This window comes from Magnetospirillum sp. LM-5, from assembly GCF_902729445.1.
Classification (GTDB): Bacteria; Pseudomonadota; Alphaproteobacteria; order Rhodospirillales; family Magnetospirillaceae; genus Magnetospirillum.
Genome location: NZ_CACVCE010000034.1, coordinates 126,787 through 148,379 on the forward strand (window position 1 = coordinate 126,787; position 21,593 = coordinate 148,379).

Consider the following 21,593-nt stretch of genomic DNA (forward strand, 5'->3'; position numbering starts at 1 on the left):
CGCTTGCTCTGTCCTATTGTTGTGGGTCTTCGTTAGCGGCGGGTAAAGAGCCGTGCTATACGGGACCGAAGAAGTGCATTTTGACGAGGATTGTAGGCCCATGACCGCGCAACAGTTCGATTCCTTCGGCGAATTCGCGTTGACCGTGGTGGTCACCAGCCCGCCCTGGTACGAGAACTGCTATGTCGTCCGCCACAAGGATAGCGGCGAGATCGCCATCGTCGATCCCGGCGGCGACGCCGACCGCATCCTGGAAGTGGTGCGGGCGATGAACGGCACGCCCAAGGCGATCTGGCTGACCCATGGCCATCCCGACCATCTGGGCGCCGCCCGCGCCCTCGAGTTGGAACTGGGGATACCGACCGTGGCCCACGCCGACGAAGCGTCGGTCATCGCCCGCTCGAGCGACCTGAACAAAAGCTTCACCGGCCAGGCCCAGGAAGGTCCCGGCAACGTGACCTATTTCAGCGGCGAGCCGAACCTGGAACTGGGCGGCAAGGCGATCCGCGTGATCCACACCCCCGGCCACACCCCCGGCGGCATCTGCTTCGATTTCGGTGATTTCGCCCTGACCGGCGACACCTTGTTCCGCCACGGCGTCGGCCGCACCGACCTGCCGGGCGGCAGCGAACAGAAGCTGTGGGAATCGATCCCGCGCTTCCTGGGTCTGCTGCCCGACACCTGCCAGCTGTTTTCCGGCCATGGCCCCGAATGGCCGGCCGGCGAGGCCCGGCGCTGGTGGCGGATGATGTCGTAAGCGCGGCTCGCGCTTAAAGATCCACCATCTCGACCGCCGGATCCGGCCCCAGTTCGGGGAAAAAGCGCGCCGCCATTTTGGCGAAACGGTGCGGTCCGTCGGTGGTGACCAGACGCACGCTCGCCTCGCCACCCGTGGCGGCCAAGCCCCGCATCTTCAGCACGCGGGCCACTTCCTCGGCGACGGCGTCGGCGCAATCGACGAAGACCGGCCCGTCGCCCAGCGCCGCCCGCATGGCCGGGCGCAGCAGCGGAAAGTGGGTGCATCCCAGCACCAGGCAATCGGCCGGCTGGTCTCCGGTAAACAAGGCGCCCAGATAGGACTTGGCCATCTCTTCGGCGATCGGCCCGGCTTCCATGCCTTCCTCGGCCAGGGCGACGAACATCGGACAGGCCACCTGCGTCACCCGGGCATCGGGCCGATGGGCCAGGATCGCCTTGGGAAAAGCACCCGACGTACAGGTCCCCTCGGTGGCGGCGACGACGATCCGGCCGGAATGCGATGCCTTGGCCGCCAGGGCTGCGCCGTCTTCCACCACGCCGACCACCGGCAGATCGGGGAAACGGTCGCGAACCGCCGCCAGGGCGTGGGCCGAGGCGGTGTTGCAGGCCAGGACCAGCATCTTCACGCCTTGCCCCCGCAGATGGTCGGCCCCTTGCAGGGCATAGCGAATAACCGTCTCGGGGGACTTGGTTCCATAGGGCAGACGCGCCACATCACCCAGATACAGCAGTGATTCGCCGGGCAGCCGGCGACGCAGTGCGGCAGCGACGGTCAGACCGCCAATTCCTGAGTCGAAAATTCCAACAGGCAGGGCGTTTTGTTGGCTTTTTAGGGTGATCACTGGATAGTCAGCCGGCTTTTGCGCGTGGCAAGAAAGGGTCGCCGGTTGAATAGCGGATTTTTCCGCCAAGTGGGACTAATTTCGCACACTACCAAGGCTTGCTTGGCGCCTGCGCACAAATAGCCTATAAAGCCAGGTGGGGATTGTCGGGAATATGTACCTTCTCGGTCGGCGTGCCATTGGGTTCGGGGAATAGAATGCGGCTCACCTTCAGGCTTCGTGCGAAGGCAGGACTTGCCCTTGCGCTCGCTTCGGCGGCAAAGGACTAGCCGATGTCGTGGTCTCTCGCCCGGAAGGTTTCGGCGGCATTGGTGGCCATCCTGTTATGCACAGGGCTGCTGACGGCGGTGTTCGGCTATTTCAAATTCGAGGACGTGCTGTCCTCGCTGGTCAGGTCGCGCTACAGCTTTGTCGTCTTCACCATCAAGAAGAACATCGAGGACCGCCTGAACCTGGGCCTGGCCCTGCGCCAATTGCGGCAAATCCAGGAAACCATCGAACTCGAGAAGGTCCGCGACGACCAGATTCTGGGCATCGAGATCTATGACGCGCGGGGCGAGGTGCTGTTCAACACCGATCGCGGCGGCATCGGCATCAGCGTGCCGGCCAAGTGGCTGGAGCCGCTGGCCCAGCCGTCCAGCCAGCCCTTCTCGCTGATGGATGACGACATGCAGTTGGTCGGACTGCCGCTGGTCAACAATCTGGGCAAGGTCGAAGGGGCCGTGGTGCTGCGCTTCCCGTCGGCCTTCATCGACCGCGAGTTGGGTCCGCTGCTCAGCCGTGTCGCCGTCGAACTGCTGGCCGCCCTGGGCCTGTTCTCGGTGATCGCCCTGGTGGCGTCCTATGTCCTGCTGGGATCGGTCGGCCGACGCCTTCGCGCCATGGAGCGCACCTTGGCCACGGTGCTGGCCGAGGGCGGCGATGCCGAGCCCGACCCGACCGACGAGGGCGGTTTCGAAAGCCGCTATGCCGAATTCGTCGCCAAGACGCGCGAGGCCGTGGAACACATCGCCGAATCGACCCAAGAGGTCGAACGGCTGGATCGATTGGCGTGAGGCCCCGATGAGACTCGACCGCTCACGTCCCCTGCTGGTCCGCCTGTTCGTCCTGGCGATCCTGATCCTGGTGCCTCCGGTGGCGATGATCACCTTCCGCGCCCTGGGCGAGTTCGAACGCGGCATGGTTCCGGAACTGGACAAGAAGGCCGCCGCCATCGGGCGCGACATCACCGCCCAGGTCGAACGCGCCGTCGATCTGGGGATTCCCATCGACCATCTGGTGGGTGTCGATGAATTCTTCCGGCCGGTGCTGATGGCCAATCCGGAACTGCGCTACCTGGCGATCTCGGCCCCCGACGGTCGCGTGCTGTTCGTCACCGGCGCCCCGTCCGCCGACCTTGAACCCCATTACCGCGAAGCCGGGCAGGCGACCAATCTGACCATCGGCGACTTCCTGGATCTGGCGCTGCCGGTTCAGTCGAAGGGCGAGCGGGTCGCGGCCGTCCATGTCGGTTTCGACCAGGGCTACATCGCCAGTCGGCTGTCCGATATCTTCTACGACATCGCCGTGGTGTTGGTGGCCTCGCTGATCGTCGCCTTCGAGATCTTGCTGTTCGTGGTGTTCTTCAACGTCACCGGCCCGATGAAGCTGGTCGGACTGGTGGTCGATCGCGCGCGGCGCGGCGACTTTTCCCACGTCGCCGGGGGCGTGTCGGGCGACGAGGTCGGGCATTTCGTCCGGACCTTGTCGACCACCATCCGCCGCGCCGACGACCAGTACCGCAGCTTGATGGCCTATATCGACGAGGTCCGTGCCGCCCATTTCGACAAAAGCGTGGTCGAGCGGGTGGCCGAGATCGCCGACCGCGTCAAGTTCCTCTATCGCTTCGCCGAATCCGGCCGACCGGCGGTATTGAGCGAACGCCTGGCCACCGACATCCGCCTGCCGCTGTTCCTGTTCGTCTTCGCCGAGGAGATGGGCCGCGCCTTCATGCCGCTTTATGCCCGCGAATTCGGCCAGAGCTTCGGCCCCTTCACCCAGGAAATGCTGATGGCCCTGCCCATCACCATGTTCATGGTCGGCATCACCGTGGCCTCGCCCTGGGCCGGTTCGGTGATCGCCCGGCTGGGAACCCGCCGGGTGTTCCTGACCGGCCTGATTCCGGCGGCGGGCGGCTATTTCCTGACCGCCTTCGCCGATTCGGTGGTTCAGCTGATCGTGTTGCGTATCGTGTCGGGACTGGGCTACGCCCTGGTCACCGTCGCCTGCCAGACCTACATCTCGCGCGCCACACTGGAAGGCAAGCGGGCCCAGGGCCTGGGCATCTATGTCGGCGCCGTGCTGACCGCCTCGATCTGCGGCACCGCCATGGGCGGCGTGCTGGCCGAACGGGTCGGCTTCGACGCCACCTTCGTCGTTTCGGCGGCGCTGGCGGCGATTTCCGGCTGGCTGGTCCACCGCCTGCTCGATCCCGGCGTCGATGACGGCAAGGCCAGCGACGACGGCGACGGGTCGGACAAGGGCAAGTCGTTGTTCAGCCTGTTCGCCAACTGGCGCTTCACCGCGTTGCTGCTGTTCGCGGCGGTGCCGGCCAAGATGGCCCTGACCGGCTTCCTGTTCTTCCTGGTCCCGGTGATTCTGTGGCGCGCCGAATTGTCGCTGCCCGAGATCGGCCGCACCATCGTCTTGTATCCGCTGATCATGGCCATCTTGTCGGCGGTGTCGTCGCGAATCTCGGACCTGACCGGCTGGCGTACCGGACTGGTGGCCATCGGCGGCCTGATCGGCGGCTTGGGCCTGTTGCTGCCGTTGCCGCAACTGGGCCTGGACCCGTCGATGGCGGTCGCGCTGGCCATCATCGCCCTGGGGGTGTCGCACGGTCTGTCGGCCTCGCCGCAATTGGCGCTGGTCCCCGATTTGTGCTGGATCGAGTGCCACACCTTCGGGCGCACCCGGGTCCTGGCCCTGGTCCGCACCGTGGAACGCCTGGGCTCGATCGTCGGGCCGGTCTTGGCGGCTGCCTTCATTCCGATCTGGGGTCTGACCGGGGCGGTGGTCGCCCTGGGCGGGGTGGTGCTGGTGTTGTCGGTGATCTTCGTGGTGTGCTCGTTCGCCTTCGGCAGCGGCCTGCATCTCGTTGCCGAGGAGGATGGCGAATGATCCGCCGCGATTTCCTGGCCGGACTGGGGGGATTGGGTGCCGTGGCGGCCTGGCCTTCGGGGCTGGCCGCGCAGCCGACCAAACCGCACCGGCCCTACCGCATCTACATGGCGCTGTTCCGCGGCTGGGAAGAGGCCTCGCAAGGCTTCAAGGACTATTTCACCAACCAGGGCATCCCGGTCGAGCTGATCATCCGCGACTGCGCCCAGGACAAGAGCAAGCTGCCCGGCTTCGTCGCCGAGGCCAAGGAGATGAAGGTCGATCTGGTGTTCACCTGGGGCACCACCGTCACCCAGGAGATGCTGGGGACCTTCGACAAGGTCGATCCGGCCAAGCACATCACCGACATCCCGGCGGTGTTCGCCATCGTCTCGCAGCCGGTTGGCGCCAAGATGGTGCCCAACCTGAATTCGTCGGGCCGCAACATCACCGGCACCTCGTATCTGGTGCCGATGGAAACCCAGGTGAACCTTCTTCGCTCCTATCTGCCGGTCAAGCGTCTGGGCATGGTCTACAACCCGCTGGAGCGCAACTCGCTGGTGGCCATCGACGAATTGCGCGAGCTGGGCGCCGCCCAGGATTTCGAGGTCATCGTCGCCCCGGTCGATGTGGTCGAGGGCAAGCCGGTGGCGGCCAGCATCCCCGGCAAGGTCGCCAGCCTGAAGGAATCCGGCGTGGGGTTCCTTTATATCCCGCCGGACACCTTCTTGAACGTCAACCGCGACATCCTGACCCAGGCGGCGCTGGACCAGCAATTGCCGACCTTCGCGGCGGCCGAGAACCCGGTGGTGAGCTCGAAGGCGCTGATCGGCGGGGTCTATCGCTATTACACCGTCGGCCAGCTGACCGCCTACAAGGCCGAGCAGATCCTGGTTCACAAGAAGGCGCCCCAGGACATCGCCATCGACGCGCCCAAGCGGCTGTCGATCATCTTGAACATGCCGGTGGTGCGGGCGCTGGGCATCTATCCGCCGATGAACCTGCTGAGCCTGGCCGAGGTGATCGACGGTCCGGGGGGTAAGCCATGACCAGCCAGGCCAAGAAGGGCTTGCGCATCCTGGTGTGCACCAAACGCGACCTGGCCGGGGCCATGGTGCTGAACCAGGTCTTGGCGCATCTGGCAGGCGACCAGGTGATGGTGCTGCTGTCCGACAAGACCCGCCCGGTCGAGAACGCGGTTCCCGAACTGGCCGAGATCAAGTTCCTCGAACGCGACCTGCCGATCGACACCATCTTCCCGCTGATCGACGCCACCGGTGACGATACGTGCCACCACGCCACCTTCGACGGACTGGCCCGGCGCTACGGAATCCCGATCCAGGTCGTCGCCGACATCAACGGCCCAGAAGGCGAGTCCCTGGTGCGCGCCTTCGCCCCCGACATCATCTTGTCGGCGCGGTTCTCGCTGATCTTCAAGCCGAACATCTTCGAAATTCCGCCGCTCGGCACCTACAACGTCCATCCGGGCGCGCTGCCGCGCTATGCCGGCCTGTTCGCGCCCTTCCGCTGCATGCTGGACGGGGCCAAGCGCATCGGCTGCACCTTGCATCAAGTCGATCGCGGCATCGATACCGGCCCGATCGCCGGCATCGGCTGGATCGACATCGATCCGGCGCGGTCGCTGTTGTGGCATGTGACCCAGACCTACCGGCCCGGCCTTGAGCTGTTCTTCCAGGTGCTGGACGGCCTGCGCGAGGGGCGCCAGCCGGTCCTGACCCAGCAGGATCGCAGCCAACGGGCCTATGGGTCGCTGCCGGGCGCCGACTCGTTCAAGGATTTCGCCGCCAAGGGCCTTCGTATCTACGATCCCGCGGACTATCTAGAGGAGCTGCGCAGCTTCGTCCCCGAGGCGCTGCACGCCCGCATCGACCATCTCGCCCATACCGCGGCCAAAGGAGTGGGGGCGTCATGCTGCTGCGGACACGCGTAACCCTGATCGTCACGGTCAGCTTTTCGCTGCTGGTGGCCGGCCTGACCTTCGCCGCCATCAAGAGCGAGGAACTGGCCGACGAACGCTATGCCCAGGCGACGCTGAACGGACAGGACATCTTCTGGCGCAAGCTGGTGGAAAACACCGTGCAGCGGCTGGAAACCGATGCCCGCGCCGTCGCCACCGACGAATCCCTGGTCCAGGCGGTGGAAAAGCGCGACCCCACGCAAATCCTGGCCCTGGCGGTGCCGATCGCCGACGGCATGCGGGCGCGCGGCCGGGTCAGCCGCTTCGAAGTGATGAACCGCGACGGCGAGCTTTTGTACAATTCGCGCGGCTCGCTGCTGGAACCGCCGACGGTCGATGCCGGCACCGTCCGGACCATCGTCGATTCCAACAAATCGGTGCGCGGTGTGCTGCAAGACGCGTCCCGCACCTTCACCGCCACCCTGGCCTTCCCGATCGAGCACAAGGGCGAGGTGATCGGCGTCGCCGTGCTGGCCGCCGACATGCAGCCGCCCCTGGCCGAATTCAAGATTTCGACCGGGTCCGACATCTTCCTGGTCGACCGCATCGGCCAATTGTCGCTGGGGACCGACGATTCCATCTGGAAAATCTTCGAAGGCAAGATTTCCGTCCGCAAGTCACGGCTGGAAACCTGGCAGCAGGGCGAAATCTTCTATTCGGTCGCCGTGTTGCCGGTCTATGACGGCGCGTCCCGGGTGATCGGCGCCCTGGTCACCGCCCGCGACGTCACCGCCACCCAGACCCGCCAGCGCCAGATCCGCCAGATCGCCATCGGCTCGGTCGGCGGTTTCCTGGTGGTGCTGCTGGCCTTGTTCACCGTCTATCTGCGCCGGTCCTTCCACCCGCTGGACGAGGCCATCGCCGTGCTGAACGCGCTGTCGCGCGGCGACACCTCGGTCACCCTCGAGGTCAAGAACGACCAGGACGAAATCGGCCGCATCGCCGGTACGGTCGGCGTGTTCCGCGACAACGTCGTCAAGCTGGAACTGATGCAGCAGCGCCGCGAACGTCAGCGCCGCCGCCAGGAACTGTATATCCGCCTGCAGATGCTGAAGATGAGCGAAATGCTGGAGGAAGAAGCCCGCGCCGCCGTGCTGGCCGACCTCAAGCAGATCGAGGCCATGGCCGAACGCGGTCCCGAGGAAGCGGGCGACACCGATTCCGGCAAGGGCGAGCTGGAAGTGCTGGGCGTGGCGTTCCAGACCATGTCGGACCGCATCCGCGAACAGCATCTGTCCTTGCAGGAACTGATCACGCAACGGACCCGCGAAGCCGAAGTGCTGCGCGAAGCCTTGCGGACCCGCGAACAGTTGGACGCGCTGCGCCAGGAACTGGATTTCGCCCGCGAACTGCAATTGTCGTCGCTGCCCCAGGTGTTCCCGCCCTTCCCCGACCGCGACGAGTTCCGCATCCATGCCGGCATGGTCCCGGCCAAGGAGGTCGGCGGCGATTTCTACGATTTCTTCCTGATCGACCGGTACCATCTGGGCTTCGTCATCGGCGACGCCTCGGGCAAGGGCGTCCCGGCGGCGATGTTCATCTCGATCGCCCGCTCGCTGATCAAGGCGGTGGCGCCGTTGTCGTCCAGCCCCGGCGAGTGCCTGGCCTTCGTCAACACCATGTTGTCGGCCGACAACCCGCACACCTTGTTCGCCACCTGCTTCTATGCGGTGCTCGACACCCGTGACGGCCAGGTGGCCTATTGCAATGCCGGACATCCGCCGTCCTTGATCCTGCGCACCAGCGGCGAGGTCGATGCCATCCGCGATGTCTCGGGCGTCGCCTTGGGCGTGATGGAAGGGCTGGATTACGAAACCGGTACCTTCCAGTTGAACCCCGGCGACACCATCTTGCTTTATACCGATGGCGTCACCGAAGCTCAGGACGTCGTCTCGGCCCTCTACGACGAACCACGCCTGATCGAGAAGCTGGGGACCCTGGGGGGATATGCCCCGCAGGACATCATCGCCGAGGTGCACAGCGCGGTCGAAGCCTTCGTCGGCGAAGCGCCGCAATTCGACGACATCACCATGCTGTCCTTGAGCTTCGATCGGGTCAGCACCGACCTGGAAGCCTTCGACGAACCGGATCGCCGGTTGATGCTGACAGGTTTCAAGGCCACCCCGTCGGTCGAGGTCATAAGCATGGATGCCGCCCCCCCGCCCGTCACGCCGTCCCCAGAGCCGGTTCCGACACCGGCTCCGCCGACCGCCGCCCCGGCGGTAAAGGTGATCCGGCCGACAATCGTGACCAAACCAAAGCCCCCGGTGACGGTCGCCGTCAAAAAGCCCGCCCCTGCCCCTGCGCCTGCGCCTGCGGCCCAAGTCTCGGCCAAGCCGGCCATCCGCATCATCAACAAGCCGAAGATCGCAGCCGTTGCCCCGCCGCCACCCGCACCTGTTCCGACGCCGGCCCCGGTTGCCGCGACGCCCCCGGTTGCCGCGACGGCCATGCAACACCACGATCACAACGTCTTGAAGGTGGTCATCAGCAACGATCTGGCTGAACTGGAACGCCTGGCCGGGCTGGTCGATTCCTTCGTCGAGCGGCACGGCATGCCCGAACGAATCGCCTTCAACCTGAACCTTTGCCTGGATGAACTGATCACCAATATCATATCCTATGGGTATTCAGATGATCATCATCACGACATTCATGTCCGGTTCGTGCTAGACAACGGCACGCTGATGACCGAAATCATCGATGACGGGGCCGAATACAATCCCTTCACCGACGCCCCCGAGCCGGACCTGGCCCTGGAGGTGGACGACCGCCCCATCGGCGGGCTGGGGGTCTTCCTGGTGAAGGAGTTTATGGATAAAACCGAGTATCGCCGCGAAGACGGGCGCAACGTCGTGACCCTGTGGAAGGGTACCGCGGAACAGGAGAGTTGAGATTATGGAAATCCGGGAAGAAGTGAGCGAAGGCGTGACGGTGCTGGTTCCCATCGCCCGTGTCGACAGCGCCACGGCCAAGGCCTTCGAAGCCAAGGTGGTGGCGGTGGTCAATTCCGGCGCGCCGCGCATCCTGATCGATTTCGCCGAAATGGATTACATTTCCAGCGCCGGCCTGCGCGTCGTGCTGGTCGGCGCCAAGATGACCCGCGCACCGCGCAAGTTCGCCCTGTGCTCGATGAAGCCGCATATCCGCGAAATCTTCGACGTCTCGGGCTTCGCCAAGATCTTGCAGATTCATCCCGACCGCGCGGCCGCCGTCGCGGCCATGCCCCCGGCCTAGGGGGGCGGGCTGGTCGGGGCCGGTATCCTCTGATACAATGGTCCGACCCACTATAGCGGGAGGAAAGCCATGCCTGATCCCATGAAGGACTTGAACGCATTCCAGGCCGCATGGTTCCAGGCGTGGGCCACGGCCTCCCGTCAAAGCCTGGAGATGTGGAAACACCTGTTCGAGGCGCAACATCGCATGCTGCATCAGGTGTCGAAATATCACCGCGACCATGTCGAGATCGCCACCGGGGCGTCCTTTACCGACAAATACGGCAAGCGCGCCCACGACATCGATCCCGAGCGCGACGTCTAGCGCGAATCTCGAACGATCCGGGCGGGGCCGTCAGTGCGCCTGCGCCTTGCGCTCCATCTCGGCGATAAGCCAGCGATCCAGCGACAATCCACGACCCTTGCCGCCCTCTTGCCAGGCCAGGTGGGCGCGGCGCCTGATCGCACCGAGATCACGCCCGTTGGCCAGGCGCGACGACAGGTCACGGTTGATCCCGATCAGCGTTTCCACGTCGTCGTCGCGCACGCCCTTGCCGGCCTTGCGGGTGGTGGTCATCACGAAATCGGCCAGCCTGCGCTCGAACACCTTCCAGGCCGACCGCCGGGCAACATCGGACAGCGCCATCCATACGCGATGATTGGTGTCCAGGGCGGCGACAAAGCGTTCCGCATCGTGTGCGGTCGATAATTCTTCGGCGGCTTCCAGCAGGGCGACGGCGCTGCTTTCCTCGAGGGAAAGACGGACAGGAATGGCTGCGAACGACATGAGATCCTCCCCTGCGAGAGCATAATCTTCGCCCACCCCAACCGCAGGCGAGTGTACGAATCTTCGCCCCTGACGGCAATCAGGGTGAACGCTTAGTCACCTTGGATGTATGGCTGGACCGACCTGGACTCGCAAGCCCGCAACGGTTACCGTTCGGTGAAATAACCGTTTTAAAACAAGGGGGTTACCCATCTCATGCGTAAGCGGGGCAGAAGTCCGGGCAGGCACGTGCAGCACAACCCTCTCCCCTTGTGGGAGAGGGTCCGCGCGACGCGCGGGGGTGAGGGGTCTTACGCGCGGCGAGCGCGTAAGAAACGTCTTTGTATCAAGCACATCATATGGCGCGCCGACGCGCGCGCCCCTCACCCGGCCGCCTCGCGGCCCCCCTCTCCCACAAGGGGAGAGGGAAAACGCCGCAATTGCTGCAGCTGCGTGCCCGGACTTTTGCCCCAGTTACGCTCATGCTGAAGAAGCGATCGCTGGTCGTCGCCGGCCATTCGACCAGCGTCACGCTGGAGGAGGAGTTCTGGGTTGAACTGAAGCGGATCGCCGCCCTGCGCGGTCAGTCGATCAACCAGATGGCGGCGGAAATCGACAGCGACCGGGCCGGCAACCTGTCGTCGGCGCTTCGGGTCTTCGTTCTCGAGCATCTGCGGAACGAAGCCAGGAAGGATTAGCCATCGAACTCCGGCCCCGGAACTCGAGACGCACCGAAGCGCCGGGCTTCGCAGTGGAAGCTCGACACCCGGTCAACCGCCAGGGGTACCCTGGCGGCGGCAGACAAGAGCAAATCTATTGGCGCGGCGCCGATCAGCGGTTCAGGCGGCCGACCACGAACACCAGCAACCCGGCGGTCACCACAATGATGGCGGCCAGAAAACCCAGAGCGATCACCGCTTCATTATCGAGAACCATACGTTCCTCCCCCTCGAAGGTACTTTGTACGGATCGCCACCATAAGCTGATCGGCAGGCGCTTGCCTTGACATAGATCAGAAGCCGCATCAAACGGCGGCGAGGGCCACCAGCTCGACGCAATTGCGCCCGCGCTCCTTGGCGCGGTACAGGGCTTGGTCGGCGCGGGCCAGCACGGAATCGATCCCCTCGCCCTCGGCCGACAAATCGGCGCCGCCGATACTGATGGTCGGCCGGACCGAGCCGCCTGCGACCGTCAGGTCGATTTCGGCGACGGCTGCGCGCAGGCGCTCCGCCAATTCGCGCGCCCCGGCAAGGTCGGTCTCGGGCAGCAGCACGCCGAATTCCTCGCCGCCCAGGCGGCCCAGCAGGTCGGCGTCGCGCAGGCAGGTCGCCGCCACCCGGGCAATGGCCTTCAGGGCCTCGTCACCGACAGCGTGGCCGTAGCCATCGTTGATGGACTTGAAGTGGTCGGCATCCATGATCAGCACCGACAAGGGCCGCCCATAGCGTCGGGTTCGCTGGATCTCGCGGTCGGCAATGTCCAGGAAATGGCGGCGATTGGCGATTCCGGTCAGGGAATCGGTGGTCGCCCACACCCGTAATTCCTCTTCGATCTTCAAACGGTGGCCGATTTCCATCTGCGTCAGGGCCAGTTCCACCTCGAGCCGGCTGGTGATCTGGCGCTGAACCACCACCGCCAGCCACGAGAATCCGACCAGTGCGATGCCGACCAGCAGGGCGTTGCGCATCCAGTCGGCGCGCCAGCCGGCAACGATTTCCCGCCGCAGGACGCCGACCACCACCACCAGCGGCCATTCATCCAGCGAGCGATAGGCCAACAACCGCTCGGTGCCATCGACGACGCTGCCTTCCGGCCGGGTCCAGGCGACACCGAACGGCGCCTGCGGCAGGGATTGGGTGAACAAGGCGGTGCGCGACAGGTCCTGGCCAAGCTGGCCGGGCAGCGGCGGAACGCGGAACAGGTTGATGCCGTCGCGGCGATGAATGGCGATGGCGCTGCCGGACGGCAGATTGGGCATGCCGCCCAGCAGGTCGAAGGCGTCGGGCGAAATGGTCATCACCACCAGCCCGGCGAACGCACCGTTGGGACGATAGATGCCGCGCACCAGGGCCAGCGCTGTTTCCGACGAGACCCGGGTGACAAAGGGCGGCGAGATGAACAGCGAACGCTGGACGCCGCCTTCGGCGAAGAACTTGAAATAGGCGCGATCGGCCACCTTGATGGACGGCAATTGGTCGCGATAGTCGGTGTGGCTGACGACGCGGCCGGAATGATCGACCAGCCCGATGGTCCGCAGATGCTCGACCGACTGGGTGGTGTGGATCATACGCTCCCACACATCCGGACTTTTCATGCTGGCCGGCCCCGCCGCCTCGATGCGGCCGACCAGGTCGGACAGCTCGCGGTCGAATTGGCGAAAGCGTTCGGATACCGAGCGAGCAAGAAACCAGGTCGTGTCATGGCCCTGGCGCGCGGCCGCCGTGATGCGGCCGTCGAAATCCTTCCAGGCCAGGAAGGAAAACACCGCCAGGATCGCCGCGGTCAGCGCGCCCAGCAACACCCAGCCATAGAAACGATGCAACGTCGGACGATTCATCGGCCCGCCCCCCAGCGACACCACGTGGTTTAGGGCGTCACCCCACACCTGTCAATTCGGCATGGATGGGCAGGCGAACAACCATACGGTGGTTTGGGGGGCGGGCTATTCCGCCGCGACCTTGCGGGCCAGCAGGCCTTTCAGTTCGGGAATGCACGAGCCGCAGCCGGTGCCGGCCTTCAAGGCGGCGCCGATCTGGGCGACATTGGTCAGATGCTGATCGCGGATCGCCGCCTCGATGGCCGCCAGTCCGACCGAGAAGCAGGCGCAGACGATCGGCCCCTGGTCGGTCTGCCCGGCCGGGGCCTTGCCGGCCAGCACGGCGGCGCGTTCCGACGCCGAGGCGACGGCGCGGCCGACCAGGCGGGCCACCCAGGCCCGCACCACGTCGGGCCGGTCGCGGCCGACGAACAGGGCCGCCGCCAGATGTTCGCCGTCCATCCAGGCATAGCGGGCGATGCCGCGCGTCGGGTCCAACACTTCCAGCCGATTCCGCCCGAACCGGGCATCGAGAACCGCGACCAAGGCCTGGACCTGGGCCGGGGAATCGCCGGCCAGTTCGGTGATCTGGGCGCCGTCGGCGGCATGGCGCACCCACCACGGCAGATCGGGCAGGTCGAAGGGATCGGCGGCCACCAGGACCGCGCTCCAATCGGCGGCAAACGGCTCGACCCTAACCGGCATATGCTTGGATTCCGGCTGGCCCGACACCGGATCGACATGGCCGGCCAGCAACCGGCCGACGATGGCCCGCGCCGCGAATCGGTCGGTCCAGTGCATCGGCAGGAACACGTCGCCCGGGCGCTGGTCGGTGGTGGCACGCAGGCGGGCGACATAATCGCCCAGTCGGCTTTTCACCCGGACCAGGGCGCCGTCCATCAGGTTCAGCCGGGCGGCGTCAACGGGGTTGATGTCCAGCAACGGTTCCGAACGGTGACCGGACAGCCGGGCCGACAGGCCGGTGCGGGTCATGGTGTGCCATTGGTCGCGGTAGCGCCCGGTATTCAGGCGCAGCGGCCAATCGACATTGGGCACCTCACGCGGGGGCCTGGCGGTCACCGCCACCAGTCGGGCCTTGCCATCGGCGGTGAAGAACCGGCCATCGGCGAACAGGCGCTTGCCGCCCCACTGGGCCGGCACCATCGCGTCGTAATCACCGCCGATCCAGTCGGTCAGGTCAAGGTCGCGGCTGCCGCCATTCTCGAAGGCGGTCAGGCGGGCATATTCGGCGAAGATGGCGGCGGAATCCTTCCAGGCGAAGGCGGAACCGAAACCCAGATGGCCCGCCACCGCGGAAATCGCCTGCCAGTCGGACCGGGCTTCGCCCACCGGCCTCAGGAACGGGCGCTGGCGGCTGATGGTGCGGTCGGAATTGGTCACCGTGCCGTTCTTCTCGCCCCAGCCGTGGGCCGGCAGCTTGATATGGGCGAAGCGCATGGTGTCGGTATCGGCGACACAATCCGAGACGATCACCACCGGGCATTTGGCCAAGGCCCGGCGCACCAGATCGGCTTCCGGCAGGCTGACCGCCGGATTGGTGCCCATGATCCAGATGGCCTTGACCTTGCCGGCATCGACGGCACGGAACAGATCGACCGCCTTCAAGCCCTCGGACGACGCCATGCGCGCCGCGTTCCAGAAACGCCCGACCCGATCGACCGAGGCCTGGTCGAACCCCATATGGGCCGCCAGCTGGTTGGCCAGGCCGCCGACCTCGCGCCCGCCCATGGCGTTGGGCTGGCCGGTCACCGAGAACGGACCGCAGCCCGGCTTGCCGATGCGCGCCGTCGCCAGATGGACGTTCAAGATGGCGTTGACCTTGTCGGTCCCCGAAGCCGACTGATTGACGCCCTGGCTGAACATTGTGACCACCTTGGAGGTGGCGGCGAACCACTGGAAGAAGGTAGCGATGTCGGTGGGCGAAAGCCCTGTCTGGCTGGTATCGGCGGCGCGGGCGGCGCTCAGCGCCTCGGTGAAGCCTTCGGTGTGGGCATCGACGAAGGGGAAGTCGATCAGGCCGGCCGCCTCGCAATGGGCCAGCAGACCGTTCCACAAGGCGACGTCGGACCCGGGCGCCAGGGCCAGATGCAGGTCGGCGATGTCGCAGCAATCGGTGCGGCGCGGATCGATCACCACCACCCGGGTCCCATGGTCTTCCCGTGCCTTCTTCAGGCGCTGGAACAGCACCGGATGGCACCAGGCCAGGTTCGAGCCGACCAGCACCACCAGATCGGCAAGCTCCAGATCGTCATAGCATTGCGGCACGCTGTCGGACCCGAAGGCGCGGCGATGTCCGGCGACGGTGGACGCCATGCACAGGCGCGAATTGGTATCGACGTTGGCGGTCCCTAAGAACCCCTTGGCCAGCTTGTTGGCGGCGTAATAATCCTCGGTCAGCAACTGGCCGGACAGATAGAAGGCGAAGGCGTCGGGGCCGTGCAGCTCGATCACCGAGCGGATGCGCCCGGCCGCCTCGGCGGTCGCGTGCGTCCAGTCGACGGCGCGGCCATCGACCTCGGGCCCGAGCAGGCGGCTGTCGGGGGCCAGGGTGTCGGCCAAGGCGGTGCCCTTCGAGCACAGCCGGCCGAAATTGGCCGGATGCTGGGGATCGCCCGCCACCTTCCAGCCGTCGGCCTGTGGGGTGACGACCAGGCCGCAGCCGGTGCCGCAATAGGGACAGGTGGTCCTGACCCCGCCGTCAGCCATGGGCCACCTTCCGGGCCGCTTCCAGGCCCAGGAAGATCGCACCGCCATCCCGGCGCACAGGTACGACGGTCGTGCAGCCCTCGTCGGGGGCGTCGGCCGCGCCGCTGTTCAGGTCGATCACCCAATTGTGCAGCGGACAGGCGACCTTGCGGCCCGAGACGATGCCTTCCGACAGCGGCCCGCCCTTGTGCGGACAGCGGTTGATCAGGGCGAACACCTCGTCGGCGGCGGTGCGAAACACCGCCACCTCGCCCAGGCTGGTCTCGACGGTGCGCGCCCCCAGAGGGGGGATGTCCGACAGCGTGCCGATATTGATCCAGTCCATCGGTCCTACTCCACCACGGCCAGGGGTTGGAATTCGTGGGCGTCGACGCCACCCTCGGCCCGTTCGGCCCACGGGTCGATCTGCGCGTATTTCTGCGAGAACAGGAAGCGGGCTTCCAGGGCCTTGCGGCCCGCCACGTCGTCCAGCACCCGGGCCTTGATATGGGCCATCCCCACCCGCTCGACCCACGGCGCGGTGCGCTCCAGATAGAAGCCTTCCTCGCGATAGAGCTGCATCAGGGCGGCGATGATTTCCAGCACCTCGACCTCGGTGGCGACCCGGGTGAATTGGTCGGTGACGCGCACCTCGATACCACCATTGCCGCCGATCACGATGTCATAGCCGGCATCGACGCAGACGATGCCGAAATCCTTGATGGTCGCCTCGGCACAGTTACGCGGGCAGCCCGACACCGCCAGCTTGACCTTGTGCGGGGTCCAACTGCCCCACAACAGCTTTTCCAACTTGACCCCCAGGCCGGTCGAATCCTGGGTGCCGAAGCGGCACCATTCCGAGCCGACGCAGGTCTTGACCGTGCGCAAGCCCTTGGCATAGGCATGCCCCGACACCAGCCCGGCCTTGTTCAGGTCGCCCCACACCGCCGGCAGGTCTTCCTTCTTGATGCCGAACAGGTCGATGCGCTGGCCGCCGGTGACCTTGACCATCGGCACCTTGAACTTGTCGGCGACGTCGGCGATGGCGCGCAGTTCGTCGGGCGTGGTCAGCCCGCCCCACATGCGCGGCACCACCGAATAGGTGCCGTCCTTCTGGATGTTGGCGTGGACCCGCTCGTTGATGAAGCGCGAGCGGGCATCATCGAGATACTCGCCCGGCCAGGCGCACAGCAGGTAGTAATTGAGCGCCGGCCGACACTTGGCGCAGCCGTCGTCAGTCTTCCAGCCCAAGGCCTGGCGCACCTGGCCTTGCGTCTTCAAGCCCTGCTCGACGATGGCCTGGCGGACATGGGCGTGGCCGTGCTCGGTGCACTTGCACATCGCTTCCGAGGCGGCCACATCGGCGCCGGTGACATGGGCCAGGATGGCCTGGACCACGCCGGAACATTGCCCGCACGAGGCCGATGCCTTGGTGTGGGCGCGCACCTCGTCCAGACTGGTCAAGCCCTTGGCAGTGATGGCCTTGACGATTGCCCCCTTCGAGACGCCGTTGCAGCCGCAGACCTGGGTGTCGTCGGCCATGGCGGCGACATCCATGCCCCCCTTGGCGCCGCCGCAGCAGGCATCGGCGAATTGCTGGCCGAAGATCAGGCGGTCGCGCATCGGGCTGACATCGGTTTCCTGACGCAGCAGTTGGAAGTACCAATTGGCGTCGGCGACGTCGCCATACATCACCGCACCGACCAGCCGGTCCTCGCGGATCACCAGCTTGCGATAGACCCCCTTGGCGGCGTCGCGGAAGACGATTTCCGAATCGGCCTCGTCCTGGGCGGTCAGTTGACCGGCCGAGAACACGTCGATGCCGGTGATCTTCAGCCGGGTGGACAGGGCCGGGGTGACATAGGACGCGGCGCGGTCGCCGGCCAATTGGGCGGCGCAGACCTTGGCCTGTTCCCACAAAGGCGCCACCAGGCCGAACACCTGGCCGTTATGTTCGACGCACTCGCCGACCGAGAAGATATCGGGGTCCGAGGTCGCCATGTCGTCACCGACCTCGATGCCGCGATTGATGGCCAGGCCGGCGGCCTTGGCCAGATCGACATTGGGGCGGATGCCGATGGCCACCACCACCAACTCGCCCGGCACGAAGCGGCCGTCGGCCAGCTTGACGCCCTGGGCGTGGGTGGTGCCGGTGATTTCCTCGGTCTGGCCCGAGGTGAAGAAATGCAGGCCGCGATCGGTCAGGTCACGCTGCAGCATGCTTCCTGCCTCGACATCAAGCTGGCGCTCCATCAGGGTCGGCATCAGATGGACCAGCGCCACCGGCATGCCCTGGCGCTTCAGGCCCCAAGCGGCTTCCAGGCCCAGCAGGCCGCCGCCGATCACCACGGCGCGGCTACCAGCCTTGGCGGCGGCCAGCATCTTGTCGACGTCGTGGATGTCGCGGAAGGCGACCACGCCCGGCAGGTCCAGGCCCGGCAGCGGCGGCATCAACGGCTTCGAGCCGGTGGCGATCAGCAGCTTGTCATAGGCCACCACCAGGCCCGAGGCGGCGGTCACCGTCTTGGCGGCGCGGTCGATGGACACCACCGGATCGCCGGTATGCAGCGTGATCTGGTTGTCGGCGTACCACTGGCGGGGATTGATGACGATGTCATCGACGCCCTTCTCGCCGGCCAGGACCGACGACAGCATGATGCGGTTGTAGTTGGGATGCGGCTCGGCGCCGAACACGGTGATGTCATAGCGCACCGGGGCGATGGCCAGCAACTCCTCGACGGTGCGCATGCCGGCCATGCCGTTGCCAATGACCACCAGTCGGCTGCGGGGTTGAGCGTTCATCACTTGGTCTCCTTCAGCGCCTGCGCGTCAGCTTTCGGCGCGGCCAGGGGGTCGAAGCGAGCGCCGTCCAGGAAGGTGTCGGCGCCCATGGCGATGGGGGCGGTGGCCTTGTCCAGGACCCACGGTCCGGCATGGCTGCCCTCGGTCTTGTGATCGACCAGCGGCACCGGCAGCCCCATTTCCAGGGCGGCCAGCCGATAAAGGTCGGGGCGGTAGACGTCTTCGGCGACGCGGCGGGTGTCGACGCCCGCACCCAATTGATTCCAGCGCTGCATCTGGCTCAGGAACCACAAGGCCTGGCTGCGCCACGGGAAGTTGGCGGCATGGGCGTGGAAGACCGGGCGGCTGGGCGCTTCCAGCGAGCGCCGGGCCACATCCAGCGGCACGTTGACATAGGCCGGCTGCGACAAGATCTCGGCCAGTTCGGCCGGGTTGTGGTCGCACCACCGGGCGGCGGCCACCACCGCCTTGATCATGGCGGTGACGGTCTCGGGGTTGGCCTCGGCGAAGGCGCGGGTGACGCCCAGCACCTTTTCCAGGCGATTGGCGAAGATGTCGTCGCTGGTGGCGACGATGCGGCCCAGTTCCATGCCGGCGGCCAGGGTGCCCCAGGGTTCGCCCACGCAGAAGCCCGAGATGTTGCCGGCCGACAGATGGCCGACCATCTGCGGCGGCGGCACCACCGTCAGGCGGATATGGCGGTCGGGGTCGATGCCGGCGGCGGCCAGCCAATAGCGCAGTTCGTAATGATGGGTCGAGAACGGATAGACCATGGCGAAGGCCATCGGCAGGCGCCCGGCGGCCTGGTCGGCATCGATCACCCGCTTGAGCGCAGGGCCGTCGAAACCGCCGTGATCTTCCATCCGCTTGGCCAGGCCGGCCGACAGGGCGATGGTGTTGCCGCCCAGATTCAGGCCGGCGACCGCCAGGACCGGGGCGCGGATGGCGCCCAGGCCCAGGCTCATGGACAGCGGCATGGTCGCCAGCATCTGGGCGCCGTCCAGGGCGCCGACCGCCAGCTTGTCGCGGATGTTGGCCCAACTGGGCTCGCGGCTGATCTCGACCTCCAGGCCGGCTTCGGCGAAGAAGCCGCGTTCCTTGGCGACCACGATCGGCGCGCAGTCGATCAGGGGGACGATACCCAGCTTCAGACGGTTGCGTTCGACAGCCATGATGTTTCCCCTTTCCTCAGCCGGCCTTGGCGTGGGCGCCGTGTTCGTATTCGTCGAGGAAGCTTAAGACCTGCTCGCGATATTCGTAGTAGCGCGGATGTTCCAGCAGAGCGCGCCGGGTGCGCGGCCGCGGGATGTCGATGTCCAGCACCTTGCCGATCCGGGCATTGGGGCCGTTGGTCATCATCACCACGCGGTCGGCCAGCAAGATCGCCTCGTCGACGTCGTGGGTGACGCAGACGGCGGTCACTTGCGTCCTGGCCCACACTTCCATCAACACTTCCTGCAATTCCCACCGGGTCAGGCTGTCGAGCATGCCGAACGGCTCGTCCAGCAGCAAAAGCTTGGGCGACAGGGCAAAGGCCCGGGCGATGCCGACCCGCTGCTTCATGCCGTTGGACAGCTCGGACGCCTTCTTGTTCATGGCATCGCCCAGACCGACCCGTTCCAGGTAATAGGCGACGATGTCGAAGCGTTCGGCTGTGCTGGCGTGGGGATAGACGCGATCGACGCCCAGCGCCACGTTCTGGATGGCGGTCAACCAGGGGAACAGGCTGGGGGCCTGGAACACCACGGCGCGGTCTGGACCGGCCACCGAGACCTCGCGGCCGTCGAGGATGATGCCGCCTTCCGACACCTCGGTCAGGCCGGCGGTCATGGTCAGCACGGTGGACTTGCCGCAGCCGGAATGGCCGATCAGCGAAATGAACTCGCCCTTGGCCATCTTGAGGTCGAAGCCATCGACCACCGTCAGCGGCCCCTTCGGCGTCGAGTAGATCTTCTTGAGCTGCGAGAATTCCAGATAACGCTCGGGGTTGTTCACCTGGGCCGCCGCCTGCTGATAGGCCTTGGGCGGCATCTGGGTGATGGGGGTGACGTTGGGCAGATCGCGGGTTTCAAGCCCGGCGCTGCGCTCGAGGCCGACACCCATCAGATATTCGGTGATCTCGGCGCGAAGGCGCTTGAATTCCGGATCGTGGTTGATGGCGGCGCGGTCGCGCGGGCGCGGCAGCGTCACCTTGAAGGCCGGCCCCAGGGTGGCGCCCGGGCCGGGGTTCAAGGGGATGATGCGGTCGGCCAGCAGCAGGGCTTCATCGACGTCGTTGGTGATCAGCACCACCGTCTTCTTGTCGCCCGACCAGATCGCCTCGATCTCGTCTTGCAGCTTGGCCCGGGTCAGGGCGTCCAGCGCGCTCAACGGCTCGTCCAGCAGCAGGATTTCCGGCCGCATCGCCAGCGCGCGGGCCACCGCCACCCGCTGGCGCATGCCGCCCGACAGCTCGGCCTGGCGGCGATCGACGGCGTGCGAAAGGCCAACCATGGCGATGTACTTCTTCAAGGCCTCGGCCCGCTCGGCCTTGGACGCCCCCTTCATGGTGGCATCGACCGCCAGGGCGACATTGCCCTCGACCGTCAGCCACGGCATCAGGGAATAGGACTGGAACACCACGCCACGGTCGGCACCCGGCCCGGTCACCGGCTTGCCCTTCAAGGTGATGGTGCCCTGGTCGGGGCTGGTCAGCCCGGCCATCAGCGAAACCAGGGTGGTCTTGCCCGAGCCCGAGAACCCGACGATGGCGATGAACTCGCCATCCTCGATGGCCAGGTCGATATGCTTGAGCACCGAGGTCGGGCCGTAGGACTTCGAAACGCCGGACAGTTCGAGGATGGCCATGGCG

At 66.0% G+C, this 21,593-nt stretch carries 17 protein-coding genes; 9 read left to right on the forward strand and 8 right to left on the reverse strand.

The window, feature by feature from the left end:
• Positions 1 to 100: 100 nt before the first annotated feature.
• Positions 101 to 757, forward strand: a complete 657-nt coding sequence (locus MTBLM5_RS12525; protein WP_173976429.1) for an MBL fold metallo-hydrolase — start codon at positions 101 to 103, stop codon at positions 755 to 757.
• Positions 758 to 770: 13 nt separating this feature from the next.
• Here the strand turns inward: MTBLM5_RS12525 and murI are convergent, their stop codons facing one another.
• Complete coding sequence (gene murI, locus MTBLM5_RS12530) at positions 771 to 1,601, reverse strand: glutamate racemase (RefSeq protein WP_254431031.1); 831 nt, start codon at positions 1,599 to 1,601, stop codon at positions 771 to 773.
• A 272-nt stretch (positions 1,602 to 1,873) separates the two neighbouring features.
• Here murI and MTBLM5_RS12535 point away from each other — a divergent pair, with 272 nt between their 5' ends.
• From MTBLM5_RS12535 to MTBLM5_RS12565, 7 genes are all read left to right on the forward strand, one after another.
• Complete coding sequence (locus MTBLM5_RS12535; protein WP_173976430.1) at positions 1,874 to 2,656, forward strand: hypothetical protein; 783 nt, start codon at positions 1,874 to 1,876, stop codon at positions 2,654 to 2,656.
• A gap of 7 nt (positions 2,657 to 2,663) precedes the next feature.
• The gene (locus MTBLM5_RS12540) at positions 2,664 to 4,760 is read left to right on the forward strand and encodes an MFS transporter (protein WP_173976431.1); all 2,097 of its coding nucleotides are present in this window, start codon (positions 2,664 to 2,666) and stop codon (positions 4,758 to 4,760) included.
• A complete protein-coding gene (locus MTBLM5_RS12545; protein ID WP_173976432.1) occupies positions 4,757 to 5,788 on the forward strand; it encodes an ABC transporter substrate-binding protein in 1,032 nt (343 codons plus the stop codon). The genes MTBLM5_RS12540 and MTBLM5_RS12545 overlap by 4 nt, the downstream gene beginning before the upstream one ends.
• Entirely contained in the window at positions 5,785 to 6,690 is a 906-nt protein-coding gene (locus MTBLM5_RS12550) for a formyl transferase (RefSeq protein WP_173976433.1), read from the forward strand. The genes MTBLM5_RS12545 and MTBLM5_RS12550 overlap by 4 nt, the downstream gene beginning before the upstream one ends.
• Positions 6,669 to 9,611 carry a SpoIIE family protein phosphatase gene (locus MTBLM5_RS12555; protein WP_254431032.1) on the forward strand — a complete coding sequence of 981 codons (2,943 nt, stop codon included), beginning with the start codon at positions 6,669 to 6,671 and terminating at the stop codon, positions 9,609 to 9,611. The genes MTBLM5_RS12550 and MTBLM5_RS12555 overlap by 22 nt, the downstream gene beginning before the upstream one ends.
• A 4-nt stretch (positions 9,612 to 9,615) precedes the next feature.
• Positions 9,616 to 9,954: an STAS domain-containing protein gene (locus tag MTBLM5_RS12560; RefSeq protein WP_173976434.1), complete on the forward strand. Its 339-nt coding sequence runs from the start codon at positions 9,616 to 9,618 to the stop codon at positions 9,952 to 9,954.
• A 69-nt stretch (positions 9,955 to 10,023) separates the two neighbouring features.
• The gene (locus MTBLM5_RS12565; RefSeq protein WP_173976435.1) at positions 10,024 to 10,257 is read left to right on the forward strand and encodes a hypothetical protein; all 234 of its coding nucleotides are present in this window, start codon (positions 10,024 to 10,026) and stop codon (positions 10,255 to 10,257) included.
• Positions 10,258 to 10,287: 30 nt separating this feature from the next.
• On the opposite strand, the gene MTBLM5_RS12570 is transcribed toward MTBLM5_RS12565, so the two are convergent.
• Complete coding sequence (locus MTBLM5_RS12570; RefSeq protein ID WP_173976436.1) at positions 10,288 to 10,719, reverse strand: DUF2934 domain-containing protein; 432 nt, start codon at positions 10,717 to 10,719, stop codon at positions 10,288 to 10,290.
• 461 nt (positions 10,720 to 11,180) lie between these two features.
• Here MTBLM5_RS12570 and MTBLM5_RS12575 point away from each other — a divergent pair, with 461 nt between their 5' ends.
• Positions 11,181 to 11,396: a ribbon-helix-helix domain-containing protein gene (locus MTBLM5_RS12575; protein ID WP_173976437.1), complete on the forward strand. Its 216-nt coding sequence runs from the start codon at positions 11,181 to 11,183 to the stop codon at positions 11,394 to 11,396.
• 326 nt (positions 11,397 to 11,722) lie between these two features.
• On the opposite strand, the gene MTBLM5_RS12580 is transcribed toward MTBLM5_RS12575, so the two are convergent.
• The 6 genes from MTBLM5_RS12580 to MTBLM5_RS12605 form a co-directional block, all read right to left on the reverse strand.
• Positions 11,723 to 13,255 (reverse strand): sensor domain-containing diguanylate cyclase, encoded by a 1,533-nt coding sequence (locus MTBLM5_RS12580; protein WP_173976438.1) that lies wholly within the window; start codon positions 13,253 to 13,255, stop codon positions 11,723 to 11,725.
• Positions 13,256 to 13,360: 105 nt separating this feature from the next.
• Positions 13,361 to 15,961, reverse strand: a complete 2,601-nt coding sequence (locus MTBLM5_RS12585) for a nitrate reductase (protein ID WP_173976439.1) — start codon at positions 15,959 to 15,961, stop codon at positions 13,361 to 13,363.
• On the reverse strand, positions 15,954 to 16,286 hold the full coding sequence (gene nirD / locus MTBLM5_RS12590) for a nitrite reductase small subunit NirD (protein WP_173976440.1): 333 nt from the start codon (positions 16,284 to 16,286) through the stop codon (positions 15,954 to 15,956). Before nirD ends, MTBLM5_RS12585 begins: the two co-directional genes overlap by 8 nt.
• A gap of 5 nt (positions 16,287 to 16,291) precedes the next feature.
• Positions 16,292 to 18,742: a nitrite reductase large subunit NirB gene (nirB, locus tag MTBLM5_RS12595; protein WP_173976441.1), complete on the reverse strand. Its 2,451-nt coding sequence runs from the start codon at positions 18,740 to 18,742 to the stop codon at positions 16,292 to 16,294.
• A complete protein-coding gene (locus MTBLM5_RS12600; protein ID WP_173976442.1) occupies positions 18,742 to 19,914 on the reverse strand; it encodes a CmpA/NrtA family ABC transporter substrate-binding protein in 1,173 nt (390 codons plus the stop codon). Before MTBLM5_RS12600 ends, nirB begins: the two co-directional genes overlap by 1 nt.
• A gap of 16 nt (positions 19,915 to 19,930) precedes the next feature.
• A complete protein-coding gene (locus MTBLM5_RS12605) occupies positions 19,931 to 21,589 on the reverse strand; it encodes an ABC transporter ATP-binding protein (RefSeq protein ID WP_173976443.1) in 1,659 nt (552 codons plus the stop codon).
• Positions 21,590 to 21,593 lie beyond the last annotated feature (4 nt).